The sequence below is a fragment of the Shewanella sp. W3-18-1 genome (assembly GCF_000015185.1).
Lineage (GTDB): Bacteria > Pseudomonadota > Gammaproteobacteria > Enterobacterales > Shewanellaceae > Shewanella > Shewanella putrefaciens.
The window spans coordinates 1,335,756-1,360,496 of the sequence record NC_008750.1 but is presented as its reverse complement, the minus strand read 5'-3'; the positions used below and the strand labels follow the sequence as shown (position 1 = coordinate 1,360,496).

The 24,741-nt window shown below is 43.1% G+C and carries 19 protein-coding genes; 7 read left to right on the top strand and 12 right to left on the bottom strand.

What is annotated here, in order from left to right; translation table 11 throughout:
* Positions 1 to 198: 198 nt before the first annotated feature.
* The 4 genes from SPUTW3181_RS06205 (at position 199) to SPUTW3181_RS06190 (ending at position 6,622) form a co-directional block, all read left to right on the top strand.
* Positions 199 to 2,787 carry an AAA family ATPase gene (locus SPUTW3181_RS06205; protein ID WP_227498146.1) on the top strand — a complete coding sequence of 863 codons (2,589 nt, stop codon included), beginning with the start codon at positions 199 to 201 and terminating at the stop codon, positions 2,785 to 2,787.
* 329 nt (positions 2,788 to 3,116) lie between these two features.
* Positions 3,117 to 4,184, top strand: coding sequence for a UDP-2,3-diacylglucosamine diphosphatase (locus tag SPUTW3181_RS06200; RefSeq protein WP_011788553.1), 1,068 nt, complete (start codon positions 3,117 to 3,119; stop codon positions 4,182 to 4,184).
* Positions 4,174 to 6,066 (top strand): GNAT family N-acyltransferase, encoded by a 1,893-nt coding sequence (locus SPUTW3181_RS06195; RefSeq protein WP_011788552.1) that lies wholly within the window; start codon positions 4,174 to 4,176, stop codon positions 6,064 to 6,066. Before SPUTW3181_RS06200 ends, SPUTW3181_RS06195 begins: the two co-directional genes overlap by 11 nt.
* Before the next feature lie 124 nt (positions 6,067 to 6,190).
* Positions 6,191 to 6,622 carry a CBS domain-containing protein gene (locus SPUTW3181_RS06190; RefSeq protein WP_011788551.1) on the top strand — a complete coding sequence of 144 codons (432 nt, stop codon included), beginning with the start codon at positions 6,191 to 6,193 and terminating at the stop codon, positions 6,620 to 6,622.
* A 112-nt stretch (positions 6,623 to 6,734) separates the two neighbouring features.
* Here the strand turns inward: SPUTW3181_RS06190 and SPUTW3181_RS06185 are convergent, their stop codons facing one another.
* Positions 6,735 to 8,087, bottom strand: coding sequence for an NCS2 family permease (locus tag SPUTW3181_RS06185; protein ID WP_011788550.1), 1,353 nt, complete (start codon positions 8,085 to 8,087; stop codon positions 6,735 to 6,737).
* 589 nt (positions 8,088 to 8,676) lie between these two features.
* On the opposite strand from SPUTW3181_RS06185, the gene SPUTW3181_RS06180 reads away from it, so the two are divergent.
* Positions 8,677 to 9,048, top strand: a complete 372-nt coding sequence (locus SPUTW3181_RS06180) for a PilZ domain-containing protein (protein ID WP_011788549.1) — start codon at positions 8,677 to 8,679, stop codon at positions 9,046 to 9,048.
* A 59-nt stretch (positions 9,049 to 9,107) separates the two neighbouring features.
* Here SPUTW3181_RS06180 and radA read toward each other — a convergent pair whose 3' ends face one another.
* The gene (gene radA, locus SPUTW3181_RS06175; protein ID WP_011788548.1) at positions 9,108 to 10,472 is read right to left on the bottom strand and encodes a DNA repair protein RadA; all 1,365 of its coding nucleotides are present in this window, start codon (positions 10,470 to 10,472) and stop codon (positions 9,108 to 9,110) included.
* 156 nt (positions 10,473 to 10,628) lie between these two features.
* Between radA and SPUTW3181_RS06170 the strand changes: the two genes are divergently transcribed.
* Positions 10,629 to 13,016 carry a PilZ domain-containing protein gene (locus SPUTW3181_RS06170; protein ID WP_011788547.1) on the top strand — a complete coding sequence of 796 codons (2,388 nt, stop codon included), beginning with the start codon at positions 10,629 to 10,631 and terminating at the stop codon, positions 13,014 to 13,016.
* 12 nt (positions 13,017 to 13,028) lie between these two features.
* Here the strand turns inward: SPUTW3181_RS06170 and SPUTW3181_RS06165 are convergent, their stop codons facing one another.
* Together SPUTW3181_RS06165 and serB are read right to left on the bottom strand one after the other, a co-directional pair.
* Positions 13,029 to 14,006, bottom strand: a complete 978-nt coding sequence (locus SPUTW3181_RS06165) for an alpha/beta fold hydrolase (protein ID WP_011788546.1) — start codon at positions 14,004 to 14,006, stop codon at positions 13,029 to 13,031.
* Between the two features lie 115 nt (positions 14,007 to 14,121).
* Complete coding sequence (serB, locus tag SPUTW3181_RS06160) at positions 14,122 to 15,117, bottom strand: phosphoserine phosphatase SerB (protein ID WP_011788545.1); 996 nt, start codon at positions 15,115 to 15,117, stop codon at positions 14,122 to 14,124.
* Between the two features lie 79 nt (positions 15,118 to 15,196).
* Here serB and SPUTW3181_RS06155 point away from each other — a divergent pair, with 79 nt between their 5' ends.
* Positions 15,197 to 16,213, top strand: a complete 1,017-nt coding sequence (locus SPUTW3181_RS06155; RefSeq protein ID WP_157037403.1) for an AhpA/YtjB family protein — start codon at positions 15,197 to 15,199, stop codon at positions 16,211 to 16,213.
* 186 nt (positions 16,214 to 16,399) lie between these two features.
* Here SPUTW3181_RS06155 and deoD read toward each other — a convergent pair whose 3' ends face one another.
* The 8 genes from deoD to SPUTW3181_RS22265 form a co-directional block, all read right to left on the bottom strand.
* On the bottom strand, positions 16,400 to 17,110 hold the full coding sequence (gene deoD / locus SPUTW3181_RS06150; protein ID WP_011788543.1) for a purine-nucleoside phosphorylase: 711 nt from the start codon (positions 17,108 to 17,110) through the stop codon (positions 16,400 to 16,402).
* A gap of 91 nt (positions 17,111 to 17,201) precedes the next feature.
* Positions 17,202 to 18,416 (bottom strand): phosphopentomutase, encoded by a 1,215-nt coding sequence (locus tag SPUTW3181_RS06145; protein WP_011788542.1) that lies wholly within the window; start codon positions 18,414 to 18,416, stop codon positions 17,202 to 17,204.
* Between the two features lie 9 nt (positions 18,417 to 18,425).
* Positions 18,426 to 19,757 (bottom strand): thymidine phosphorylase, encoded by a 1,332-nt coding sequence (gene deoA, locus SPUTW3181_RS06140; RefSeq protein ID WP_011788541.1) that lies wholly within the window; start codon positions 19,755 to 19,757, stop codon positions 18,426 to 18,428.
* A gap of 184 nt (positions 19,758 to 19,941) precedes the next feature.
* A complete protein-coding gene (gene deoC / locus SPUTW3181_RS06135; protein ID WP_011788540.1) occupies positions 19,942 to 20,712 on the bottom strand; it encodes a deoxyribose-phosphate aldolase in 771 nt (256 codons plus the stop codon).
* Positions 20,713 to 21,118: 406 nt separating this feature from the next.
* Positions 21,119 to 21,976: an outer membrane protein OmpK gene (locus SPUTW3181_RS06130; RefSeq protein WP_011788539.1), complete on the bottom strand. Its 858-nt coding sequence runs from the start codon at positions 21,974 to 21,976 to the stop codon at positions 21,119 to 21,121.
* 359 nt (positions 21,977 to 22,335) lie between these two features.
* The gene (locus tag SPUTW3181_RS06125; protein WP_011788538.1) at positions 22,336 to 23,595 is read right to left on the bottom strand and encodes a NupC/NupG family nucleoside CNT transporter; all 1,260 of its coding nucleotides are present in this window, start codon (positions 23,593 to 23,595) and stop codon (positions 22,336 to 22,338) included.
* Between the two features lie 176 nt (positions 23,596 to 23,771).
* A complete protein-coding gene (locus SPUTW3181_RS06120) occupies positions 23,772 to 24,536 on the bottom strand; it encodes a TatD family hydrolase (RefSeq protein ID WP_011788537.1) in 765 nt (254 codons plus the stop codon).
* 10 nt (positions 24,537 to 24,546) lie between these two features.
* On the bottom strand, positions 24,547 to 24,732 hold the full coding sequence (locus tag SPUTW3181_RS22265; RefSeq protein ID WP_011788536.1) for a hypothetical protein: 186 nt from the start codon (positions 24,730 to 24,732) through the stop codon (positions 24,547 to 24,549).
* Between the last annotated feature and the right edge of the window lie 9 nt (positions 24,733 to 24,741).

The window sequence follows — 24,741 nt, the reverse complement described above, 5'->3', positions numbered from 1 at the left end:
CCGGACTCATTGAGTTCGGCTTATTTACATCTAGGCTCTGTGGATTATCAAAGAAATGATTCGAGAAGATAATAAATATTATGAATAATTCTATTACTTGTTGATTTTACGCACGTTGTTAGACGACAAACCAATTCTTTACACCTAAATGCAATTGAACTCTATTATACTAGGCTCTTATTTGGCGTGTTAAGGTTAATGATGATGAATGCGGTAGAATCAATAGTAGAGTGGTCCAAGGATAAGCCCGTATGGTGGAATCTAGCACTAAAGGTTGCTCTTGAAGAAGGAGAGCTAAACCAAAACCATATCGATTTTATTTTCAATTTTGCGAAGAGTGTTGAGGGCTTGGAACCGAAACACCCAAACCATGAGCAGTTGTTATCACCGATTGATATATCGGGCTACATGGCCGAAGAAAACTCGGTTCGACTGATTAGCTTGTCTCAAGTTGAAGGTGTTGCTGCGTTAGCGGAAGATCAAAAATTAGATTTTAGAAAAGATGGATTAACTATCGTATATGGAGACAATGGAGCCGGTAAGTCGAGCTATACGTCTATTTTAAAACATGCGTGTTTGACTCGGGGAGCATTGAAACCTATCGCGGGTAATGTTTTCACTTCTGCACCTAAACCTCCTCAAGCTTTACTCACACTCGAGATTGATAACACACCGACAGAATTAACTTGGAGTAATGGGGCATCAAACAATAATGCAGCTAAGTCTATTCGTGTATTCGATACATCTTCAGCACACCACTATTTATCTAATGAAGATGCTTTAGGTTATAAACCAGTAGGTTTGAACTTAATCACAGAGCTTACAAAGGTTGTGGAAAGTATAAAAAATAGAATAAGTGAAGATGTCATGAGTGGTAACGGTTTTGTTGCTATTTCATCGTTAAATTCACAAAGTAAAGCTGCATTGTTCCTTAATCAAATTTCAGAGTTAACAAATGAAGCTGATATTGAATTGCACTGCGCAACTAAGGACGAAATTGAATCTATAAAACCATTGCAGGACGAGCTGGTTAGCGACATGGCCAAATCGCCAGAACAAATCAGAAAGAGTTTAATTAAGCAGCGTAGTTATATTTCCCCTTTACTTGAGTCATACAAAAGACCTATCGAAGTACTCGGTCCTAGTAACTTCGAAGTGTTAAAAAGTTTAGATCTCGACTATCAAAAAAAGAAACAAGTATCTGATGCTTTGAGACAAAAAACACTGAGTGATCTGCCGTTTGATAATATTTGTGATACACAATGGACTGTCCTTTGGGGAGCAGCAAAAGACTTCTTGGTAAAAGAAAATAAAGGCCAGAAATTCCCTCCAACAAAAGGTGATTCCTGTCCGTTATGCTTACAAGATATCCAAGAGACGTCGGCCGACAAACTACAAGAACTCGAAGCTTTTCTTAATGACAAGGCTGCAAAAAATACAGCTGAAGCATTGAAATCGCTAATTCAGGCTAAATCTGTCGTTAAATCTTTGAGTTTGAATATTGCCCAATTTGAAGGTGTATTGAATGAACTTGACGTAATTAAACCTGGGTTAAAAGTTGGGCTTGAGAAATTAAATCAGAGTTTAATAAACAGACAGGCTGTTTTATCAGGTTCTGTGCTACCCGAGTCATTAGACGAAATTAGCTTGTCTCATTTCCAAGCATTGCGGGAAATAGATAAAGAGCTGTTCACGCAAATCGGAGAACTTGAACAGCAAAGCAGTAACAACGAATTTGTGGCAAAAAAACAAGCAAGACTGACCGAATTAACAGATCGAGCCTATGTTGCCAAACACAAAGCAAACATCATAACTAATGTAAGACGGTCAAAAATAGTCGCTAAGTTAAACAAGATCTCAGATCAGTGCGCTACGAGAAGTATATCAACGTTGTCAGCTAGGATTTATTCACAAGGTGTTATAGAGCCACTAAAAGAGTCTTTTGTGAAAGAACTTAAATCCTTTGGTTTTAATAGATTTGACATCAACGTTAAAACAAGAAATAAAGCCGGACAACAGCAATTTAAATTAGAGCTAGCAAACTCAAACGAATCTGTTGTTGGTAAAGTTGCTAGTGAAGGTGAACAAAGGTGTATAGCAATAGCGAGCTTTTTATCAGAAATGAAAGCTGATTCTAGAAGATCTGCTGTTCTATTTGATGATCCAGTGAATTCGCTTAGCCATCAATGGAGTGCAAAAGTCGCAAAAAGGTTAATAGAGGAATCACTAGAACGCCAAGTCATTGTATTTACTCACGACATAGTATTCTACAAGCTACTACTAGAAGCTTCAGATAGCCTAAAGCAAGATAAGGTCAATTGCATCAGCCTCGAAAGATCTAGAAGTAACTCCGGCCTTGTAAGAACCAACCCTCCTTGGGACGCGCTTCCTACATCGAAACGAATTGGAGTTTTAACTACTAAGCTCCAAAAGCTTCGAAAGATTGATGAGACAGGAACAGAGACTGAATTTAGAGAAGCTGCTGCGGTTTTCTATAGTTTTCTGCGTGAAGCATGGGAGCGATTGGTTGAAGAGAAACTATTAAATAAAGTCGTTAATAGGTTCGAAAGAGGTGTGCATCTGCAAAGATTAAATCGAGTAGATGATATTACTAGTGTTGATTTAGAGCGTATTCACCTTGCGTATGATAAATGTTGTATCGACTTTGTTGGTCACGACACAGCCGCAGGCATACGTCCTTGTCCAACTCTCGATGAAGTAGTAGCCGATTTTGATGAAATTAAAGATTACCTCAAACATCTACAAACAGATCGAAAAAGAACTTAAGACTAGCTAACGCTGAAGGAAAGGTGGAATTTACCCCCGTGATACATCACGGGGATTAACCGCATGAGAAGAATGGATAACTTTTAGTATGGCAAAAGCTTATTAACAGGATGCGAATGAGTAAAAGGTCTAAGCAACTTTGGGGCAAAAGTGAGTTAACTCAACCTATCGGCTCTCATTGCATCCTGGCATCCTGATGTGAATCTTGACAAGTTAAGTCCAAGCTAATCCACCTTTTTGTCATCTGCATGTCACTTAAGCTTCATCATTCAGTCAAAGCACGTGACTACTCTCTAAGGTAGTCAACAGCCGCATAGGGTGAATATCAGATGACTGGAGCCAACTACAGAGGGCTTGAGCGCACGCTTAGCCACACACTCAACCATCCCCGCAACCGTCCCAGTAACTATTCCAACAACCCATCCACTATTAATACCGTCTCCTTCTCAACGCCAACCATTTCCAGCTTAATCAATGCAGCTAACAGCCACACTACAACAGTTAACGCCCTTTGGCTCTCGGATATCCATTTAGGCTGTAAAGATTGTAAGGCTGATTATCTACTTAGCTTGCTCACAACTGTGCGCTGCCAGCACTTGTATTTAGTGGGAGATATAGTCGATTTATGGGCGCTTAAACGTAAATTACATTGGCCAGATAGCCACAACAAAGTGCTGCAAAAAATCATCGAGTTGGCGCAAAACGGTACCCAAGTGATTTATCTACCAGGCAACCATGACGAACTGATAAAACCCTATGCCGAGCTTAGCCTTTGGAATATCAAAATTGCCCACCAACATATTCACCAAGGGATTGGTGGTCATAAACTATTGATGCTCCACGGTGATCAATTTGATTCCGATGTCTGTGTCGGTCGTTTTTATGCCATGTTGGGTGATAACTTATACGATTTATTGTTATTTCTAAATCGTCATCTTCACCGTCTACGTGAACGCTTTGGTTACCCCTATTGGTCACTGGCAAGTTACATCAAATCCAGAGTGGGTAAAGCTCAGGTTGCCATTAGCCGCTATCGCCAAGCCGTGATCAACTATGCCCAACACTTTGATGTTGATGGTGTTATCTGCGGCCATATACATCAACCCGAGCTATCAACTCACCCAAGATCGGTTAATAACAGTACGCCAGGTAAGCGTCAGATTATTTACGCTAACGACGGGGATTGGGTCGAAAACTGCAGCTTAATGACTGAAACCCTCACAGGTGAATTACAGCTTTGCCGCTGGAATGAACAAACGCTCAATCTCGATATTCTCAACAGTATCGCATTAGTTCAACAGCCGCCTGAAACGCCCAAAAGCAAACAACAAAAAACGGCTCTGCAACAGGTGCCAAACACAAATACTGGTGAAATTCGCCCAAGGGATGTTGCCTAACATTATGAATCAATTACATAACGCTATAAAACACAATAAACCAGTGCTAAACAGCAGCCTTAGCGATAACAACCAAACGGTGCCGCTGACTGCGTTTAAGGCAAATACCATGATTTTTACCGTCGATAACGTGGTTGAACATAATCTTCCCACGATCAATGGCAAGCCTTGGCTCGCTAAACCCGCCAAAGCCATGCTGCGTTATCTTCTTAATGAGAAAGAATGCAATGATATCGCTAATCAATTTGCCTACTTACAAGGTATCGACTTTGTTGAGCAAGTATTAGCAAGTTTCGATTTTAGCTTTACTGTCCCAGCCAATGAGATTGAAAACATCCCCTGCGAAGGACGAGTCATTATCTTCGCAAACCATCCGATAGGTTCACTCGATGCACTCGCACTGATTAAGTTAATCAGCGAAATTCGTCCCGATATTAAAGTCGTTGCCAACGAACTCCTGATGGCACTGGAGCCTTTACATTCCATTTTGCTCCCCGTACGCAATATGACAGGTGGCACACCAAAACAGCATTTAGAGAATATCCACCAGCATCTGCGTAATGAAGGTGCTGTGCTGATTTTCCCCTCGGGCGAAGTCTCGCGCCTGCGACCCAACGGGGTAAGAGATACCCAATGGCATTCGGGTTTTTTAAAAATGGCCATTTCCTGCAATGCGCCTTTATTGCCTATCTATCTTGATGCCAAAAATTCAGCCACCTTCTACGGCGCATCCATGATTTATAAACCGCTGGCGACACTACTATTAGTCAAAGAGATGTTCAAACAAGCCAAACGCAATATGCCTATCCGCATTGGTGAGCTTATTCCCAACGAAGCCGTGCGTTCGATGGATTTTCCGCTTAAAACCAAAATAAAACTGTTGAAGAATCATTTATATCGAATAGGTAAAGATAAAGAACCGCTGTTTATTACCCAGAGTGCTATCGCTCATCCTGAATCCAGAAGAGAGTTACAAAGCGCATTACAACACTGTGAGCTTTTGGGTGAAACTCAAGATAAGAAACAGATCTACCTCTACCAGCATCACGATAGCAATCCCATCATGAGGGAAATTGGTCGCTTACGAGAAATCGCCTTTCGTGCTGTGGGAGAAGGAACAGGTAAACGCCGTGATATCGATAAATACGACTCTTACTATCAGCATCTTGTCCTGTGGGATAAAGAACTATTCGAAATTGTTGGTGCCTATCGTTTTGCTAGTGGTGATAAGGTGTTAGCTCAATACGGCGATAACGCGCTTTATAGCCAATCCCTATTTCAATATGCGGACTGTTTTATGCCCTATGTCAAACAAGGCTTAGAACTCGGTCGCAGTTTTGTGCAGCCAAAATATTGGGGAAAACGTAGCTTAGACTACCTGTGGTTTGGCATTGGGGCGTTTCTGGCTAAACATCCTGAATATCGTTATTTATTTGGCCCTGTATCCATCAGTAATCAGCTTCCCGGCAGTGCACGGGAAATGCTTGTGCACTTTTACTCGAGAGAATTTGCTCCAACACAAGCTATGGCTGTTTCTATGTCACCCTTTGGGCTATCACAACAGCAAAAAGCACAATTAGATAACTTATATCATCATGATGATTACCAAAATAATTTCAAACAGCTTAAACAAATGCTGGCGAGCATGGGCGCCGCAGTTCCAACGCTTTACAAACAATATGGCGAACTCTGTCGGGCTGACGGGGTTAAATTTCTCGCTTTTGGTATTGATGCCGATTTTGGAGATTGTATTGATGGCCTAGTACTGGTCGATACCCATAAGCTAAAAGGTAAAAAATACCAACGCTACATTGGCGTGCATTTACCTGAAGCTGAGCGCATGTTTATCGCACCGGAAGATGACCACGATGATCAGGACTAGCTTAGCAAAGTACAACTTAATCTTAATGCAGCTAAAGGTTAAGACTTTGTAATAATGAGTTGGATAATTAAACATCACTCTGTTATAAGTATCTGTAATGCAGTGCATTAACAGGGGAAGTACCATGACGATCTTCATCGCCGATATTATGAGTACCCGAGTCGTCACAGTCGAAATGGACGATCGGCTCACTGTGGCAAAGGAAATATTCGATCAAGCAAGTTTCCATCATTTGCTGGTTGTTGATGAGTATCAATTAGAGGGTGTGCTATCTGAGCGAGATCTACTGCGAGCAATTAGTCCTAATCTTGGCAGTAGCGCCGAAACCATCAAAGATTTAGAGACCTTGCAAAAACGGGTGCATCAAGTGATGACCCGTGACCCGATTACAGTGGCTCCTCACATCAACTTGGACACAGCAACTCGCCTGTTACTGGATAACAATATTGGCTGCTTACCCGTACTAGAGAATGGGAACTTGGTCGGAATTGTCACTTGGAAGGATTTACTAAGAGCCTATTGTGAATGTCGTGCTCAAAATCAAAGCGAGTGCTAAACCTTGGCAGCACTCGCTTTTCGACAATAAGGCTTTTCTACAATCAGATAGTAATGTTCAGATAGTAATGTTCAGATAGTGACGTTCAGATAGTGACGTTCAGATAGTGACGTTAAATCGCCCATCCGCCCATATAAAACACAACTAAGCCTAAGGTAATGGCTAATACACCCACCTTTAACTTACGCCATTCACCACTGCAAATACGACCAATCACTAAAGTGACAAAGCCGAGCATAATGCCCGTCACAATATTGCAGCTTAAAATGATAAATACTGCGCAAGTCAATCCCGCCATAGCATCAACTTTATCGTTAAAGTCGAGCTTTGCCACATTACTCAGCATCAATAAACCTACGTACATCAGCGCGGGGGCCGTTGCATAAGCAGGGACTAAGTAGCTCAAAGGCGCGAGGAAAACCATAAACAAAAACAACACGCCAACAATCGTTGCCGTTAAACCGGTTTTACCACCCGCGGCAGTGCCTGCGGCTGACTCGATATACACAGCGGCAGGGGCGCCACCGACTACACCTGCAAACATACTACTCACAGAATCCGATGTCAGTGCTCTACCGCCGCCAACAATATTATCATCTTTATCCAGTAGGTTAGCTTGCCCTGCCACTGCACGAATAGTGCCTGTTGCATCAAAAATAGCTGTCATCACTAAAGCAAGCACAATCGGTAATACCACAGGATTAAAGGCGCCCATAATATCGAGTTGCCCAATTAGTGAATGCTCAGAGGTAAAATCGGGGAAGGCAAATAAGCCTTGGTATTTCACGCTCGGATCGAACACTAAACCAAATACCGATAACGCAATAATGACCAACAGAATACCGCCTGGTACACCACGGCGCTCTAAACCAATTGTCGCCGCTAAACCGATAACAGTAGCGATAACAGGTAAGCTATTAATATCACCTAACTTTACGGGTAAGCCTGAACTATTTGCCACAATCAACTGCACACTGTTAGTAGCAATCAAGAGTAAAAACAAACCGATACCTATACCAGTACCATGGGCAATGCCTTTAGGTAAATTAGCGAGCACCCACTGACGAATGCCTGTCACACTCACAAGCGTAAACGTCACACCCATCAGGAAAATCGCACCTAAGGTGACCGGAATCGACATGCCCTGACCTAGTACCAAACTAAATGCGGTAAAGGCCGTGAGTGAAATGGCGCAACCAATCGCCATGGGTAAGTTGGCCCATAATCCCATCAGCAAAGAACCGAAAGAAGCAATTAAACAGGTTGCAATAAATACAGCACCGGGATCAAATCCTGCTTGTCCCAGCATATTGGGTACCACAATCACTGAATAAACCATGGCAAGGAAGGTCGTTAACCCTGCAATGACTTCTTGGCGAACTGTGCTACCACGTTGATGAATTGAAAAGTAACGGTTTAGAAATGAACCTGAGGATACGGTTGTTGAACTTAAGTGCTCAGACATAATGTAGTTATACCTTGTGATCTCTTAAAATTAGGGTCGATACCAGAGTGTAAAAAACACGATTGGCGACGCTGGCTGCGGCAGATTAGAGCCCCAAATCCATCGAATTTGGGTGAGAGATCCACATCATTTTCCTACTGCGGGAAAAATCCATGATCTGCAAGCAGTGATACTTCGCAATGGCTAAAACACATTAACCATATTGACGCAGCCGTTGTTGGCCGCGGATGATACTGGAATATCCCAAGGATAGCTAAGACATCGCCAGCACTTCGATAAAAAATTAGTGATAAAATCCGAAATCAGTTGTTCAACAAACAACCAAATCTTATGGCATCACTGTCGTTTTAGATCACGGAAAAACCATTAATACTCTGTCAGAACAAGACCAAACTAATCAGATGCACAAAACACCTGACATCAAAACACGCTCACAATTCACTATTAATGAAAATGTAATATGCGATCTAAGTTGGGTTATTGAATAAAAAACGCACTCGCTTTTACAGCCAGATGAATATGACTTATGCTTAGAACTCTCCACATTAAGGCTACCGTTGGTAAAACTATGAAAGGAAAAGAATTGGTTATGGACGAGAGGCGCAAATTTTCGCGGATTTTATTCGCTGCCAGCGCATCACTGCACCAAGGAAACGAGCATTGGCAAACCACCATTCTCGACCTCAGCCTTAATGGCGCATTGGTTGAAGAACCACATGACTTTATTAACTCAGGAAAACCGATTCGGCTAAGTTTTACCCTGCCTGAATCCGATATTGAACTGCAAATGGAAACCGAGTTAGTCCATCAAAGAAACGCCCAGCTTGGTTTAAAATGTAACTTTATTGATGTCGATAGCATTAGCCATCTTAAACGCATGGTTGAGCTCAATCTTGGCGATGCTACTCTGCTTAACCGAGAACTTGCATTTTTTATTGAAGAACACAATAACGCCCATTAAGCGCACTTATTAACCCCAATATAAGCATTGCTTATATTGGGGTGCACTCAACCACTAAGCTAAATCGCCTCTAAGGCTTCTGATAGTTTTGAAACACCGATAACTTCCATCCCTATAGGAGGCTTTTTAGGCACATTAGCCTTAGGGACTATCGCTCGTTTAAAACCATGTTTAGCCGCTTCGATTAATCGCTCTTGTCCATTTGGCACTGGCCGAATTTCGCCCGATAACCCGACTTCACCAAATGCGACCAAATCACTGGGTAAAATCTCGCCACGAAAACTCGATACCATTGCCAGTAATAGGGTTAAGTCCGCACTGGTTTCCGTCACTTTAACGCCACCGACTACGTTAACAAACACATCCTGATCCGACATTTGCAAACCGCCATGGCGATGCATAACCGCCAGTAACATGGCTAAACGGTTTGCATCCATCCCAACAGCCACGCGGCGCGGATTAGACATAGCCGAGTTATCCACCAGCACTTGCAGTTCTACTAACAGCGGACGCGTACCTTCCCACACCACCATCACTAAAGAACCAGACGATTCCTCTTCACCACGGGAAAGGAAGATAGCTGAAGGATTAGCGACTTCTTTTAAGCCGCGCTCTGTCATGGCAAATACACCTAACTCATTGATTGCACCGAAACGGTTTTTGTGGGAACGCAAGGTACGGTAACGACTGTCACTATCCCCCTCAAACATCACTGAACAATCAATACAATGCTCAAGCACCTTAGGGCCTGCAAGGCTACCGTCCTTAGTGACATGGCCCACCATAATCACGGCTATACCATTTTGTTTCGCAAAACGCGTCAAATAAGAAGCAGACTCTCGTACCTGCGATACACTGCCAGGACTTGATGCCACATCACTCATATGCATGACCTGAATCGAATCAACCACAATCACCTTAGGTAATTCTTTTAGGGCAACCTCACAAATTTGCTCGACACTGGTTTCCGATAACATCCGTAATTTATTGGTCGGTAAACCCAAACGATGGGCGCGCATGGCAACCTGCTGTAAAGACTCTTCACCCGTTACGTATAATGCAGGCATTTGTTCAGCCAAATAACAGAGCGTTTGCAACAACAGGGTACTTTTACCGGCTCCAGGGTGACCACCGATAAGAATCGCTGAACCCGGGACAATCCCGCCCCCCAGCACTCGGTCGAGTTCTCCAAAGTGACTCAAAATTCGCGGTAACGCATTCAAATCGATTTGATCTAAGGTTTTGACTTCACTACTACTTGCCCCTGCATAACCTGCAAACTTAGTCCCTCGCCCAGGCGAAGCAGCACCGAGTCTAACTTCGGTAATCGTATTCCATTCTTGGCAGGCGCTACATTGGCCTTGCCAACGAGGAAAGTCTTGCCCACACTCATTACACACGTACGCAGTTTTATTCTTTGCCATAACTCATTAAAATCTGTATAAAATAAATTTAAGTAACTGTGAATACTGCCGACATAAGACTAACACAGCACGGCATATACCCAAACAACCTGAAGATGCTGAAACTCGTATATTCAGGTAGCTTGGGTATTAATAAGCATTAGAAAAGAACCCTATATGAGTTTAGATAACCACAGTGCACTCATCGAACAACTTAAGCCGCTGCTCATGGAACCTAACTTCCAAGAGATTTTCCAGCAGCTAACGATTGATGAAACCAATTCGACACGTTTTCTATTAAAAATGGAACTCAATCGTTTGGCGTCGCCTTGTACACGCATTATCGATCTTAGGGATAAATCTGAGCTTCCCTGCACTGAAGCTATGCTCGGCCAACAACGCCACTTTTTAGATGAACCCGCCAAACATAGTCTTCAAGAAGCCATGTCACTTTATCGTAATCAATATACGCTAGGAGTATATGAATATGTTATCGCGGCTCATCAACAACGTCGCCAAAAATTACGCCAAGGTATACAACAAGCGGATGCTGCGATAGAACCTGAGCCTTTTATGGTGCCAGGCGTTGTTTTGGGAAGTTATTTTAATCGCACTGAAGAACGAATGAATTACAGCATTCGTATTATGGCCTCACAAATTGGACGTGGAGAGCTGCCAGGCATTACAGCCGATCTCTCCGTCAATGGCGCTCGTATTCGACTTCCGGCGAATCATCCATTTGATCTTGATAAACCGTTAAAAGTAAAACTGCTTGAGCTTAGTGAAGAATACTATTATCCAGACCTCCAACTCGGTGTCGACTACGAAATCGTCGACAAACAAACCAATAGTGAGTTTATTTGGTTAAGACTTAAACGTATTAGTGGCACTGAGGCCCTTGGGCAAATGCTCAGCAATTTGATCCGTGGTTACAAATTACGTTATAAATTAGATGTTAACGATGTCCTAGTTACCGCCTCTGGTTTAGGATTGGAGCGCCATTATTTACCGCATTTGCCACATTTACCGCTCTACTTCAATAGCCAAACCCAAGGCTTGAGTCATATGTTACTCAGCCGCGATAACCAACAAATAGTACATTATTTTCAGGATGAAAATGATGTCAGCCAATTACCCGCCATGCTAACGCAAACTAGGCTATCCGCATTACTCAATCATCCTGAAGATCCAGATCATGGATTATTTTTTAGCTTTACTTATAACGCTCAGGGATGCTTATGTTTTTATTCTGCAACCTTAGCAGAGCTAAAAGCTAAGGGCATGATGCCATTATTTTTAGGTTTTGCATCGACAAAACCAAGTTGGCGCATCTTTAAGCTCACCCAAGATAAAATCTACCACGCTAAGGGATACCGTCGCGCTACATTACCGGGGGATGAAGCTAAATACAGCCCCATCGTCGAACAACAACTTGCTCAGTTCAGCCATTTGCTACAACTTGTCGATCTTACAAATGAAGAAGCAAGGGCTGACTATAAAGCTTGGCAAGATAATAGTAATGTCAATGCTCTGAAAACCTTTGCCCAACAAAAGCTAACCACACACCCAATTAAATCCATTTCAATGCAGTTTAGTGAGCGTAGACAAGAAGCCCGTTTTGCTTTTAAAACCTTAGTGAATATTTCACAAGATGAGCTAAAAGCCTCGGGAATTAGCCTAGATATATCCAGTAGAGGTATGCAGTTAACCCTAGATCATCCAACGGAGTTCTCATCGAATAAACCTCTGATGCTCAGCTTTCCAAAGTTACAAACGATTGCGGGTAAAACTCAACTCGATCACCTTCCCTATCGTTTAGTGAGAACGCGAAAAAATGGTGTCACCTTGCATTTAACTGCCATTATGGGTCATACCCCCCATGTAGGGGTCGAGTTTTTAAATAAACTCATTGCCCACAATAAGGAAAAACTCGAACAACTGACACAAAACGATAACGAAGCAAAAGAACTCGCCGATGGCTTAAAAAACATTCTGCTGCATCATCTATGTTCTGTACCCTATTTTGTTGAAAAAACCACTAAATCAGCTCAAATAGCCTGCCTTGGTATTGGTACAGAACAGGATGATATCAGTGCTATTTTTGCTGCTGGCACCTCAGATATACTGCAATACAATTTGGGGCCGCTGCTCAAGGATGGCTTTTTTAAGCGTGATATTCTCGATCCTATACGTCAAATGAAACCCCAACAAGATATGGATTTTATTGAAGTATTCATCCAACTGACACGCCAATCTCGAGGGCAAATCCACCTAAAATGCGTACTAGCAAACGAAATAATTAACACACAAACGAAGCTCGCTTTTATTCATCAGAGTAAAATTGCGGGACGATTTATGGCATTACGCATCTACCGCGGTGCAACGGAAAAACCCGATATGAGCTATCTTCGCCGCGAGCTTGAATATATTAATATTCATGCAAATCACAAAGCTAAACAGCTAGAAGAACAACTATGGCGCATTATTGGTGTGGGGGAATTACTGGATATCACCCAAGAAGTAGAACTGAGATATCCTGCATTACATCAAAAAAGTGTTAATTGATGCTATGCGTAACTAATCCTTTAATACACAAAGATCAAAAGCTAAATACCAGTCACGGATCAACGGAAAATGATCACTTACTGCATCTAAATGGGTCAACATATCCCCATGCCCATAATCCTGTTTAAAACCGTTTATTTTTGATAATAAAGTAAATTTAACCCGTTTGAATCCACATTCGGTAATCATATCGGCGACATCTTCTGGATGACCTAATACAGTGTCATTTTGCCCCGCAATAAACCAAGCTGGCGGCCATTGGGTATTGGCTGCAGCCTTTGCATAATCAAATCCATCATCATGATCACACCATTCACCCCGCACCCAATCGATACTTTGAACTAACGAGGCACGGCTCTCATTATCCATACCAACACGCAATTTATCTGCAGCAAGGTAACCTTGCCCCATCGCTAGACTCGGGGCAAGTCGATTCCAGAAGACATCGACCATCAACCATTTTTTAAAAGACTTTACTCGGATAGTACGTTTGCTGCCGAAAGTGAGCAATGAACGAACGTTTTGTTGTAGCTCTGGGTAACGGGCCAAGCTACTCGCCATTAACACACCGCCCCAAGAATGCGCGCACCAATGCACTTGCGATGGCGCAGTAACAGCAAGATCGTGGCAGGCCTTTTGATGTAAATTCAAAATAAACTGCTGCACTAAAGGGATCTGCTCACGAATAACTTCTCCCTGGCCTAAGGTAAATCCTCGGGTAATCTTGGGAACACTAAGTCCTCTTCCGGCGGTATCAAGCACATAAACGATAAAACCAGCCCTGGCCAAAAAACACCCAAGACCACGACCACTTTGGCTATAAAACACCCTTCCATTAGACATGGCTCCGTGGAGCATTAGAATGGGAGTTTTTGAGAAATGAGGTTTCGCGGGTAATAACTGACGCAGATGTAACTGTCCATCCCGATAGGGAATATAGAGTGAAGTTTGTGAAATGGCTGAAGTCGCACTAGCAATAAACGGAGTCAAAATAAGTCACTGGCAGTTTATTAAGTAGAACTAAACTACCAGTTCACATTGAAAAAACAAGAGTCATTACTCTAACCCCTGTTTTTATATCAATTAATTTCAATAAATGGATAACTTAGTTTTGTAACAAGTAAGGCAACACCCGCAAGTCGAGATGGCGAATATTGGCATCCGCCGCTGCAGCTAACTTAGGTTTAGCATGGAATGCAATGCCAAAATCTGCCGCTTTGACCATAGGAATATCATTGGCACCATCACCAATAGCCACTCTTTGTCCCCGAGGGATATTCCACTGCGCGCTGCAATGCGCTACGACATCAGCCTTATATTGTGCATCAACGACCTTACCCGTCACTGTGCCCGCCAGTTTAGCGTCAGTAATCACTAACTCATTAGCAAAGGCCGCATCTAAATTTAACAGTTGCTTTAAGTGCCCCACAAAAGGTGTAAAGCCACCAGATGCCACCACTAAACGCCAACCATGGGATTTAAGTTCAGCCAGCATAGATTCAAGTCCTGGCATCAATGGTAATTGGTGGCATAACGTCGTAATAATATTGGCATCTGCCCCCTTAAGTTGAGCGACTCGTTGACGTAAGCTCTGCTCAAAATCAAGTTCCCCCTGCATGGCCCTTTCGGTTATTGCCGCCACTTGCTCCCCAACGCCGGCCATCGCGGCTAATTCGTCGATGCATTCGATTTGAATCGCAGTTGAATCCATATCCATCACAAGTAACCCTGGTACACTTAATTTGGGTAAATCAGTATTAAAAACATGCAACTCTGCCAAATCATAGGGAAACATCGTTACCCTATCGGACGATAGCTCAAGGGGTAAAGCAAGTTCAATACAATGCAAAGCCACTTGACGTTTGATTGACGCAATATAAACATGGGGTAACTTGAGCGTACTCGCTAATGCGATTAGCCACTCAGCAAGGGATTTTTGTGCACTTATCTCTTGATAAATAATCCTAACACGCACAAGCGTTCCCGATGGTGGAGTATCAGACTCTTGATAAGCCCCAAAGAGATGCCCTTGGTATTCAAACCGTGGCGAAGGGTTAGTCGCTAACCATAAAAAAAGCGCATCTTGGTTTAAGCTTTCCATAGGACTCGTGTTCTCCAACTATCGGGCTTACTCATAATCCATTATGATTAGGTAAGCGCTCTAAATGTTAAGGGTCAAAGTGTTATATCTTAAAGGGCTTAAGAAAAGCCATAAAATTAGCAGACTACTCCAAATCGCCATTGCCTTGACCTTGATGGTGGGCTTAGTGCAATTGTGGCAGACAAGCCTACTACAAGGTCAGTTGCTTCTAAAGTCCCAAACACAAAAGATGGCCAGATTACTGGTTCAGCAAACGGCTTACGGTGCTGCACCCGCGCTACAACTGCAAAATGATGAGCAATTACAATGGCTAGCAAGTGCGCTTGTTGAAGATCCAAAGGTGATGTCCGCAGCCATATTCAGTGATCAAGGTATTCGGTTATCCTTCGCGCAAAGCATCACCAAAGATGTGTTAGATCCTGATTCAGAGGAAATGGTTCAGCTCCTCAGTAAGTATCCTCCCTATGTAGAACCCGTACTTCAAGAAGGTAAAAACCTAGGTTATGTCGAAGTTAGACTCGATACCAAACTGTTCTTTAACGAAATTAAAGAAGCGCATAGTTTAAATATGGAGCAGCAGCAAATCATGCTGCTGGTTGCAGGCTTAATAGGCATGTTGCTTTCGCGCTCTTTGTCTTTCAAACGTGCCGACTTCGACCGCCGCCGCTTTCGGGTTAAGTTGCGTCAAGCGCCGAAAAAACCTAAGAAACGATCATCAGCTGAAGAGCCATCAGAAAGTGTTAATGATGGTTTGGCGCAAGAGCTAACCGAAGATAAAGCGGTGTCGACCACTGATAATCCACAAGAAAAAGCAGCTAAGCCTACTAAAGCGCCAAAAGCAGTGACAGAGACCAGTGTTGATAAGCCCACCCAGGCAAGCGTGCAAACTAAGGCCGAAAAAACGTCAGAGAAATTATTAACGTTAGAAGCAAGTCGCGAAGTTGAAAACGCGACAAACAATGCGGATCAGGCAACGCCTGTAAAAGTAAAACCTAAAGTTAAAAGTGTCCGTAAGGTAAAACATGCAAATAAAGCAACGACTGAAACCTCGGCGCCCAATGAGCTAAGTGATCTCGACACTGATTCAACAGGTTAATCTCTATTTCGGTAGATAGGACAAATCAAAACTCTAGATAGCTAAACTCTAGATAAGCAATAAACAGCCAATTTCTAATAACCAAACTATTAATAATAAAGTCGAATAGAAAGCGGCTAAAAGTTGGCATAAAAAAGGGTTCGCAATGCGAACCCTTTTTATTAGCACATTCTTACAAAGTAAAATTTACAGTGTAATCGCCGCTTCTAACGTCATGATGATCATGTCATTGAATGTAGTTTGACGTTCTTCTGCAGACGTCTTTTCACCAGTGCGGATATGATCTGATACAGTCACAACACACAGGGCGCGCGCACCAAACTCATGAGCAACGCCGTATAAACCAGCGGCTTCCATCTCTACGCCTAATACGCCCATCTTTTCCATCACATCGAACATTTGTGGCTCAGGAGTGTAGAACAGATCAGCAGAGAAAATATTACCTACGCGGATTTTAGTGCCTTTGACTTTAGCTGACTCGATAACCGCATTCATCAGCTCATAGTTAGCAATAGCAGCAAAATCTTGACCTTTAAAACGTAAACGGTTTACTTGTGAATCAGTACATGCGCCCATACCGATGATCACATCGCGTACTTTAACGTCAGTGCTGATCGCGCCGCAAGTACCCACTCGGATCAGGTTTTTAACGCCATAATCACGAATCAATTCAGTTGCATAGATAGAGCATGAAGGAATCCCCATGCCTGAACCCATGACAGAAATACGCTTACCTTTGTAGGTACCAGTAAAACCTAGCATGTTTCGAACATCAGTCACTTGCTCAACATTTTCTAAGAATGTTTCAGCAATATATTTTGCACGTAATGGATCGCCAGGAAACAAAACTGTCTCAGCGAATGCGCCCTCTACAGCATTAATGTGTGGTGTTGCCATCGAAATAACCCCTGTTTATTTTATTAAGACTTAAGTCTTTGTTTACTGGCGACTCAATGTCAGCCGCCAAATCGATATCTTGTATGTGTAATTAGATAAACGACTCGCCATAGGCCATTGGCTCAAGCTTAAAATGGCTAGCAATGGATTGGCCGATATCGGCAAAGCTGTTACGACGGCCAAGCGATCCTGCTTTTAAACCCGCGCCATAGGCCAGTACTGGTACATACTCACGGGTATGGTCAGTGCCTTGCCATGTTGGATCGCAGCCATGATCAGCCGTTAAAATCAGCAAATCATCTTCACCCAATAATGCGAGCATTTCAGGTAAACGGGCATCGAAATATTCCAGCCCCTTAGCATAGCCCGCAACATCACGGCGATGACCGTAATGGGAGTCGAAATCAACAAAGTTAGTAAACACTATAGTGTTATCGCCAGCAGATTTCACCTCGGCTAAGGTGGCATCAAAGAGGTCTTCAAGACCATTCGCTTTCACTTTTTTAGTGATACCACAGTAAGCATAAATGTCGGCAATCTTACCCACACTCACCACCTCACCGCCAGCCGCTTTCAGCTTGTCTAAAACGGTTTTTGCTGGAGGCTCTAAGGAGTAATCCTTACGGTTACCAGTACGGGCAAAATCACTTGGGCCAGTACCATTAAATGGACGGGCAATCACGCGACCTATGTTATAAGGCGCTAACTCTTCACGGGTGATTTCGCAAAGACGATAAAGATTGTCTAAACCGAAGGTTTCTTCATGGCAGGCGATTTGAAAAACAGAATCCGCCGAGGTATAAAAAATAGGCTTACCAGAACGCATATGTTCTTCGCCTAACTCTTCAAGTATTGTCGTACCTGAAGCATGGCAATTACCTAAAAACCCATCAAGCCCAGCTCTTGCTAAGATTTTATCCGTCAATTCTTTAGGGAAAGAATTTTGATGCTCGCTGAAATAGCCCCACTCGAATAGCACGGGAACCCCCGCCATCTCCCAGTGGCCGCTCGGGGTATCTTTACCTGAACTTAACTCTTGAGCGTGACCATAAGCACCAATCAGCTCAACATTGTCGCCAAAACCAGGCGCAAAGGCTCCCGTACTTTCCATCGCCGCATGGCCTAAGCCTAAGCGCGCTAAATTAGGTAATTTAAGTGGGCCTTCTCGGCCTATATCGGCTTTGCCTTCAGCGCACGCTTTAGCAATATGACCAAAGGTATCGGAACCGACATCACCAAAGCTTGCTGCATCAGCAGAAGCACCGACTCCAAAGGAGTCCAACATCATAATAATGGTACGTTTCATCATTTTTCCTTAAAGATCCGCTGCACGAATGTAAGCGTAGATCTCAGGTGTTTTTTCTGGGGCGGTTTCACCTATGTGAATCGCTTTTTTCACCGCATTTTCCGCTTCTGTAAAGGCAGCTTCAGACTGTGCGTGGATAACGGCAATAGGCGTTGATGAATCAATTTTATCACCAAGGGCACAGACTTGGGTTAAACCAACACTATAGTCTAGTGCATCGCCAGGCTTTCTGCGTCCACCACCGAGAGTCACCACAGCTAAACCAAGCTCTCGGGTATCCATGCTATAGGCATAACCCTTTGCATCGGCAAATACAGGGCGAATAATCTGTGATTGCGGTAGGTACTTACTGTAGTTTTCAACAAAATCGACTGGCCCACCAAGCCCTGAGACCATCTTGCCAAAAATTTCAGCGGCACGGCCGTTATCGAGCACACGATTGAGTTTAGCGCGAGCCTCAGTTTCATTGCTTGCAAGACCGCCAAGGAGCAACATCTCAGCACAAAGGCCCATAGTCACTTCATATAGACGTGGGTTACGGTAAGCACCTGTTAAGAAGTCAATGGCTTCTTTCACTTCAACCGCGTTACCGGCACAGGAGGCTAGCACTTGGTTCATGTCGGTAAGTAATGCTGTGGTCTTCGTTCCCGCACCATTGGCTACAGCAGTAATACTGCGCGCTAACTCTTCAGAAGCCTCATAGGTAGGCATAAAAGCGCCACTACCGACTTTTACATCCATAGCGAGTGCATCTAAATTGCAGGCTAATTTCTTAGACAGAATCGACGCTGTGATGAGGGAAATAGATTCAACGGTAGCGGTATTATCACGGATAGAATAGAAGCGTTTATCGGCAGGAACGAGATCACCTGTCTGACCAATAATGGCGACACCGACCTCTTTAACGACTTTGCGAAATAGTTCGCTTGATGGCTCAGTTTGATAACCTGGAATCGCATCAAACTTATCGAGCGTGCCGCCCGTATGGCCTAGGCCACGCCCAGAAATCATAGGCACATAACCACCACAAGCCGCAGCCATAGGGCCAAGCATAAGGCTAATCACATCGCCCACACCGCCAGTGCTGTGTTTGTCGATAACAGGGCCATTGAGTCCCAATGATTGCCAATTAAGTACAGTGCCAGAATCACGCATTGCCGTCGTCAAAGCGATTCTTTCATCCATATTCATGTCATTAAAGTACACTGCCATACCGAATGCAGCGATCTGGCCTTCGGATACTGCGTTAGTAGTGATACCTTGAACAAAAAACTGTATTTCTGCAGGACTTAGCGCTAAACCATTACGTTTTTTACGAATAATCTCTTGAGCTAGAAACATGATACTGCCTCCAAGATAGGCACTAACAACCCTGTCGCTAGTGCTTACCTTTGCAATGAAACATCAAAACTGTAGCAATATTACAAGTTCATACTATCGAAGTTTTGAGTTTATCAAATAGATTTAGGTCACACTTAATTAGGCTCGCTATAGGCTGATAGTATTAATCAGCGATAGTTTGCGATTAATAACCTTGAGTCGGCTTAGGCGCATCGGCTAATTCTAGTGTGTGTAACAAGCTGTTTAATAAGCTTGAAGCACCAAATCTAAAGGTACGTGGAGACACCCAATCAGCACCTAGAATACGTTCCGCAACACCTAAAAACTCAGCCGCTTGTGCAGCATCACGTACACCACCAGCCGGCTTAAAGCCTACTTGGGTATTCTTCTCGCTGATCACAGTTAACATGATTTCAGCCGCTTCAAGTGTGGCGTTGACAGGTACTTTACCAGTAGAGGTTTTAATAAAATCAGCACCCGCATCGATTGAAAGCTCAGAAGCACGGCGAATAAGCGCAGGATCGGCTAATACACCTGATTCAATAATGACTTTCAATAAGACTTCACCACAGGCTTCTTTACAGGCTTTCACTAACTCAAAACCCACCGTTTCATTACCTTCCATCAACGCACGGTATGGGAATACTACGTCAACTTCGTCGGCACCATAGGCAACAGCAGCACGGGTTTCTAATACTGCAATGGCGATATCATCATTGCCGTGTGGGAAGTTAGTGACAGTGGCGATTTGGATATCTTCAGCACCAATTTCATCTAGGGTTTTACGGGCGATAGGAATAAAACGTGGATAAATACAAATTGCAGCGGTGTTACCTGCTGGCGTTTTCGCCTTGTGGCACAAATCGATGACTTTTTGATCGGTGTCGTCGTCATTCAATGTGGTTAAATCCATTAACTCAATGGCGCGTTGTGCAGCTTTTTTTAAATCAGTCATAATAGCTCTCCAAAAGAAAAATAAATAGAAATCAGTCGCATAAAGCAACGCGTAGAAGTGGCATTATTGTGATTATTTTTATGGCCGGGCCTTCAGGCGATGCCGAGTAATTTGTGTAGGGCAAATTACGTTTTATTAGGTATTCAATCTTGCCTATGCATAACACATACGCATCCTGACACTTAAACTGACTATAAGTGGTCACGACTTGAATCCTTGAAGACCGGAAGAGAGGATACGAATAAAATCTTGTTCCTACTTTTCCGCGAAAAATCCATTTTAGCGCGAGAAAAACACAAACCTTTATATAAACACACTGCTCAAACATTTAATGGGTTTAGATAAAGATTCATGACACATTAAATATGGAGCCGCAAAATGCGGCTCCAACAAGTCTTACAAGATATTAGAACTTGTAAGTTGCAGACAGGTAGTGTGACCAACCTGTTGATTCTAGACCAGTAGCACCATCATCGGTCAGCAAGTAAACATCTTTAAAGCCTTTTAGGCCATAGCCCAGAGCATAACGTTCTGAGTGCCAGTATAGACCGAAGAAAATGTTACCACCGTTAGTTGACTTGCCTTTAACTAATGGACCATTTTCAACTGCAGGCCAATAAGCTTCGTCTGCACCGAATTGGTAATCGATATAACCTTGGAATGATAGGAAGCTCTTATCATCGAAGAAATAGAAAGGCTTGAACCAGTTCGCAGAGAATTGGTAACCGTTCCATTCTTTAGCGTTCATATCGTAGTAACCGTATAGGTTCATACCAGTTTTGCCTAACCAAGGTACGTTTACATCGGCACCAACACCCCAGAATGTGGAGTTAACGCCTTCACCGTTTAGGCCGTCCCAGTTGAATAGAGTAGAGAAGTAAACTTCTTGTACTGGGCCGAAAGACAAATCTTTACCTGTTAATGCATCAATAGATACACGTGGGGCAAACTTCATAAATAGCTTACTAGTTTTAGAACCTGGGTTCTTGTCGCCATTACTAGTTTTTTCATTCGCTAAGTTGAAAATATCAACATAACCATAAAGATCGAAAATACCAGAACGACCACCAAACTCCATTTCTAAGTAGTTGTGCTGATCGCCAGACGCTGGGTTCTCTGGTTTTTCACCGATAGAGTACATAGCGTTGAACTGCATCCACTTGTAATCAGAGCCGTGAAGGTCTGTACGGTCTGCGGCAAATGCGTTACCAGAGATTGCTGCTACTGCGGTAGCGGCTAAAGCTAAAGTTTTAACGTTTTTCATCATCAACCCCATTTATCTTGTTTACTACCATCAAGGGTAGCGTTCTTTTTGTGGCGCTCGCATTTTACCTCGATTAAAAAAAATCTCAATAATCTAGCGTAAAATCACGAACACAAAATTCTTAATTGTGAACAAAGTCGCGACCTATTTTTCACAATTAACCAACCTAACCATGAATTGACGATAGGTAAGGCAGAATAACAACTCAAGTGTAGATGTGATCTGGCCTTAGTAATCGCAAAAACAATTCACGACAGAAATCACTATTGGAAAATGGTTGAATTAACTTGGGTCCAGTCCAGCAATGGGCTGGACCCAGTTTTGGGGAGCGCATCCCCTTAAACTTAGATAGCTAACAATTAGATAGCTAAGAATAAGCCAGCAAGTGTTGCGCTCATTAAGTTAGCTAAAGAGCCGGCGATAACCGCACGAATACCCATTTTAGCTAAATCATGGCGACGGTTAGGAGCCATAGCGCCTAAACCACCCAGTAGAATCGCAATTGAAGACAAGTTAGCGAAACCACACAGTGCAAACGAAATAATCGCTTTGGTTCTGTCAGTCATTGCTAAACCAGTTTCAGCCACAACTAGGCCACCATCAGCGATGTCTTTTAAGTATGGAGCAAAGTTTAAGTAAGCGACGAATTCGTTAACAACGATCTTTTGACCGATGAAAGAACCTGCTACTAACGCTTCGTTCCAAGGCACACCAATTAAGAATGCTAATGGCATGAAAATGTAGCCAAGGATCAGCTCAAGTGTTAAACCTTCAACACCAAACCAACCGCCTACACCACCGATGATACCGTTGATCATCGCGATCAAACCTACGAAGGCTAACAACATAGCACCAACGTTCAGCGCTAAATGCATACCAGATGAAGCACCCGCAGCCGCAGCGTCTAACACGTTCGCTGGCTTATCAGGATCTTCTGGTAATTCATCCATATCGTTCTTAGCGGCTTCTGTTTCTGGGTGCATCAGTTTCGCCATTAATAGGCCACCTGGTGCTGCCATGAATGAAGCGGCAACTAAGTATTCGATAGGCACGCCCATTTGCGCGTAACCAGCTAACACTGAACCCGCGATTGATGCTAAACCACCCACCATGATCGCAAACAGTTCAGACTGCGTCATCGTAGGAATAAACGGACGAACCACTAAAGGCGCTTCAGTTTGACCAACGAAAATGTTAGCAGTTGCTGACATAGACTCAGTACGGCTTGTACCTAATGCTTTTTGTAGCGCGCCACCGATGATACGGATGACCCACTGCATTACACCTAGGTAGTACAGTACCGCGATTAAAGAAGAGAAGAACACGATAACAGGCAACACGTTAACAGCGAAAATAAAACCAAGTTTGAAGTTAGCTAAATCGCCAAACAGGAAGCTAATACCGTTTTGTGCATAACCAATAACGCTAGATACGGCGTCAGATACACTTTTCAGAATATCTTTACCTACGGGAACATACAGAACAAAACCACCGAAGGCGGCTTGAATGGCTAACGCACCACCCACTGTACGTAAATTAATTGCTTTTTTGTTATTCGATAGGAGGAAACCTATCGCAAGTAGGGTGACCACCCCTACTAAACTCATCAATATATTCATTAACCATCACCCTATTGTTAACACTTTTTAATTATGTTGTTAATCAACCTATTTCCGCGTCAGATTATACCCGAGGAAAAGTCGAAAATCGTCGTTTTGATCAAATTTTTGGAGTTTAATTTCAATCGCTTAGTGAAGAATGCTAATGCGACATACACCTGTTTAATTAAAAACAACTAAAGGTCAAACAGTTGCATAGCATTCAACATCAAGTGTTCTGATATTAGAACACTTGATTTTTTTTGCAAATTGGCAATTTTGTCTATAAAAAGAGCGGCATTCGCCGGTTGATTACGTTTTTCAGTAACATTTATTGGCGCCATTGATGGCGAATCGGTCTCAAGCAGGAAATTTTCGAGAGGGAGTTCACATACCGTTTTGAGTAATTTTTTAGCATTGGGGTTCATAATTAAACCACCAATTCCTAACTTGTAACCTAATTTAATATACTCGAGGGCGATTTCAGGACTACCAGAAAAAGCGTGTATTACGCCACCTCGAGGTAATTGATATCTTTTTAAGCAATCTAAAGTCTCTGAATGGGCTTTAACACTATGGACAATAACAGGCAGATTAACGGCTTTTGCTAACCGTAATTGAGCTTCAAAAAAAGCCAGTTGTTGCGGCCAAGTCGCAGAATAAAGTTTATCTAAACCACACTCACCAATAGCAACAAATCGAGAACACCCAATCCATCTTGATACCTCAGATGCTAATGCTTGAAGTGATGCATCGATATCCTGCGGACAGAACCAAGGGTGAATACCCAGTGCAAAGTAGGCTTGATATTGCTCTGCAACGGTAAGTTGTTTTTGCCAATGAGAAGGGGAAACGCCAGGAATAATCAGGTTTTTTATCCCAGCTTGATGCATTTTTAGCACAACATCACTGCGATCCGCATCAAATTCAGCAAAGTCCAAATGAGCATGGGTATCTAGCACAGAAAATGCCTCATTCAGACGTTTTATCAGTAGGCGATGAAACCTGCTTATCTTCCGTCAAACAGGAAGAACGCTTTGAAACCAAAGGAGGATCCTCAAGCCTCGGCATACAACAACGACGATTCTCAGGTGTTAATCCCATCCGATCACACCACCGGATGTAAGCTTGCCATGATTTTGTGATCCAATTAGCCATAACCGCATC

Bases quoted from the DNA above. Each gene is read 5' to 3' on its own strand.
- SPUTW3181_RS06205 (WP_227498146.1), top strand. From the start codon at position 199: ATGATGATGAATGCGGTAGAATCAATAGTAGAGTGGTCCAAGGATAAG.
- SPUTW3181_RS06200 (WP_011788553.1), top strand. From the start codon at position 3,117: ATGACTGGAGCCAACTACAGAGGGCTTGAGCGCACGCTTAGCCACACA.
- SPUTW3181_RS06195 (WP_011788552.1), top strand. From the start codon at position 4,174: ATGTTGCCTAACATTATGAATCAATTACATAACGCTATAAAACACAAT.
- SPUTW3181_RS06190 (WP_011788551.1), top strand. From the start codon at position 6,191: ATGACGATCTTCATCGCCGATATTATGAGTACCCGAGTCGTCACAGTC.
- SPUTW3181_RS06185 (WP_011788550.1), bottom strand. From the start codon at position 8,087: ATGTCTGAGCACTTAAGTTCAACAACCGTATCCTCAGGTTCATTTCTA.
- SPUTW3181_RS06180 (WP_011788549.1), top strand. From the start codon at position 8,677: ATGGACGAGAGGCGCAAATTTTCGCGGATTTTATTCGCTGCCAGCGCA.
- radA (WP_011788548.1), bottom strand. From the start codon at position 10,472: ATGGCAAAGAATAAAACTGCGTACGTGTGTAATGAGTGTGGGCAAGAC.
- SPUTW3181_RS06170 (WP_011788547.1), top strand. From the start codon at position 10,629: ATGAGTTTAGATAACCACAGTGCACTCATCGAACAACTTAAGCCGCTG.
- serB (WP_011788545.1), bottom strand. From the start codon at position 15,117: ATGGAAAGCTTAAACCAAGATGCGCTTTTTTTATGGTTAGCGACTAAC.
- deoD (WP_011788543.1), bottom strand. From the start codon at position 17,110: ATGGCAACACCACACATTAATGCTGTAGAGGGCGCATTCGCTGAGACA.
- SPUTW3181_RS06145 (WP_011788542.1), bottom strand. From the start codon at position 18,416: ATGAAACGTACCATTATTATGATGTTGGACTCCTTTGGAGTCGGTGCT.
- deoA (WP_011788541.1), bottom strand. From the start codon at position 19,757: ATGTTTCTAGCTCAAGAGATTATTCGTAAAAAACGTAATGGTTTAGCG.
- deoC (WP_011788540.1), bottom strand. From the start codon at position 20,712: ATGACTGATTTAAAAAAAGCTGCACAACGCGCCATTGAGTTAATGGAT.
- SPUTW3181_RS06130 (WP_011788539.1), bottom strand. From the start codon at position 21,976: ATGAAAAACGTTAAAACTTTAGCTTTAGCCGCTACCGCAGTAGCAGCA.
- SPUTW3181_RS06125 (WP_011788538.1), bottom strand. From the start codon at position 23,595: ATGAATATATTGATGAGTTTAGTAGGGGTGGTCACCCTACTTGCGATA.
- SPUTW3181_RS22265 (WP_011788536.1), bottom strand. From the start codon at position 24,732: ATGGCTAATTGGATCACAAAATCATGGCAAGCTTACATCCGGTGGTGT.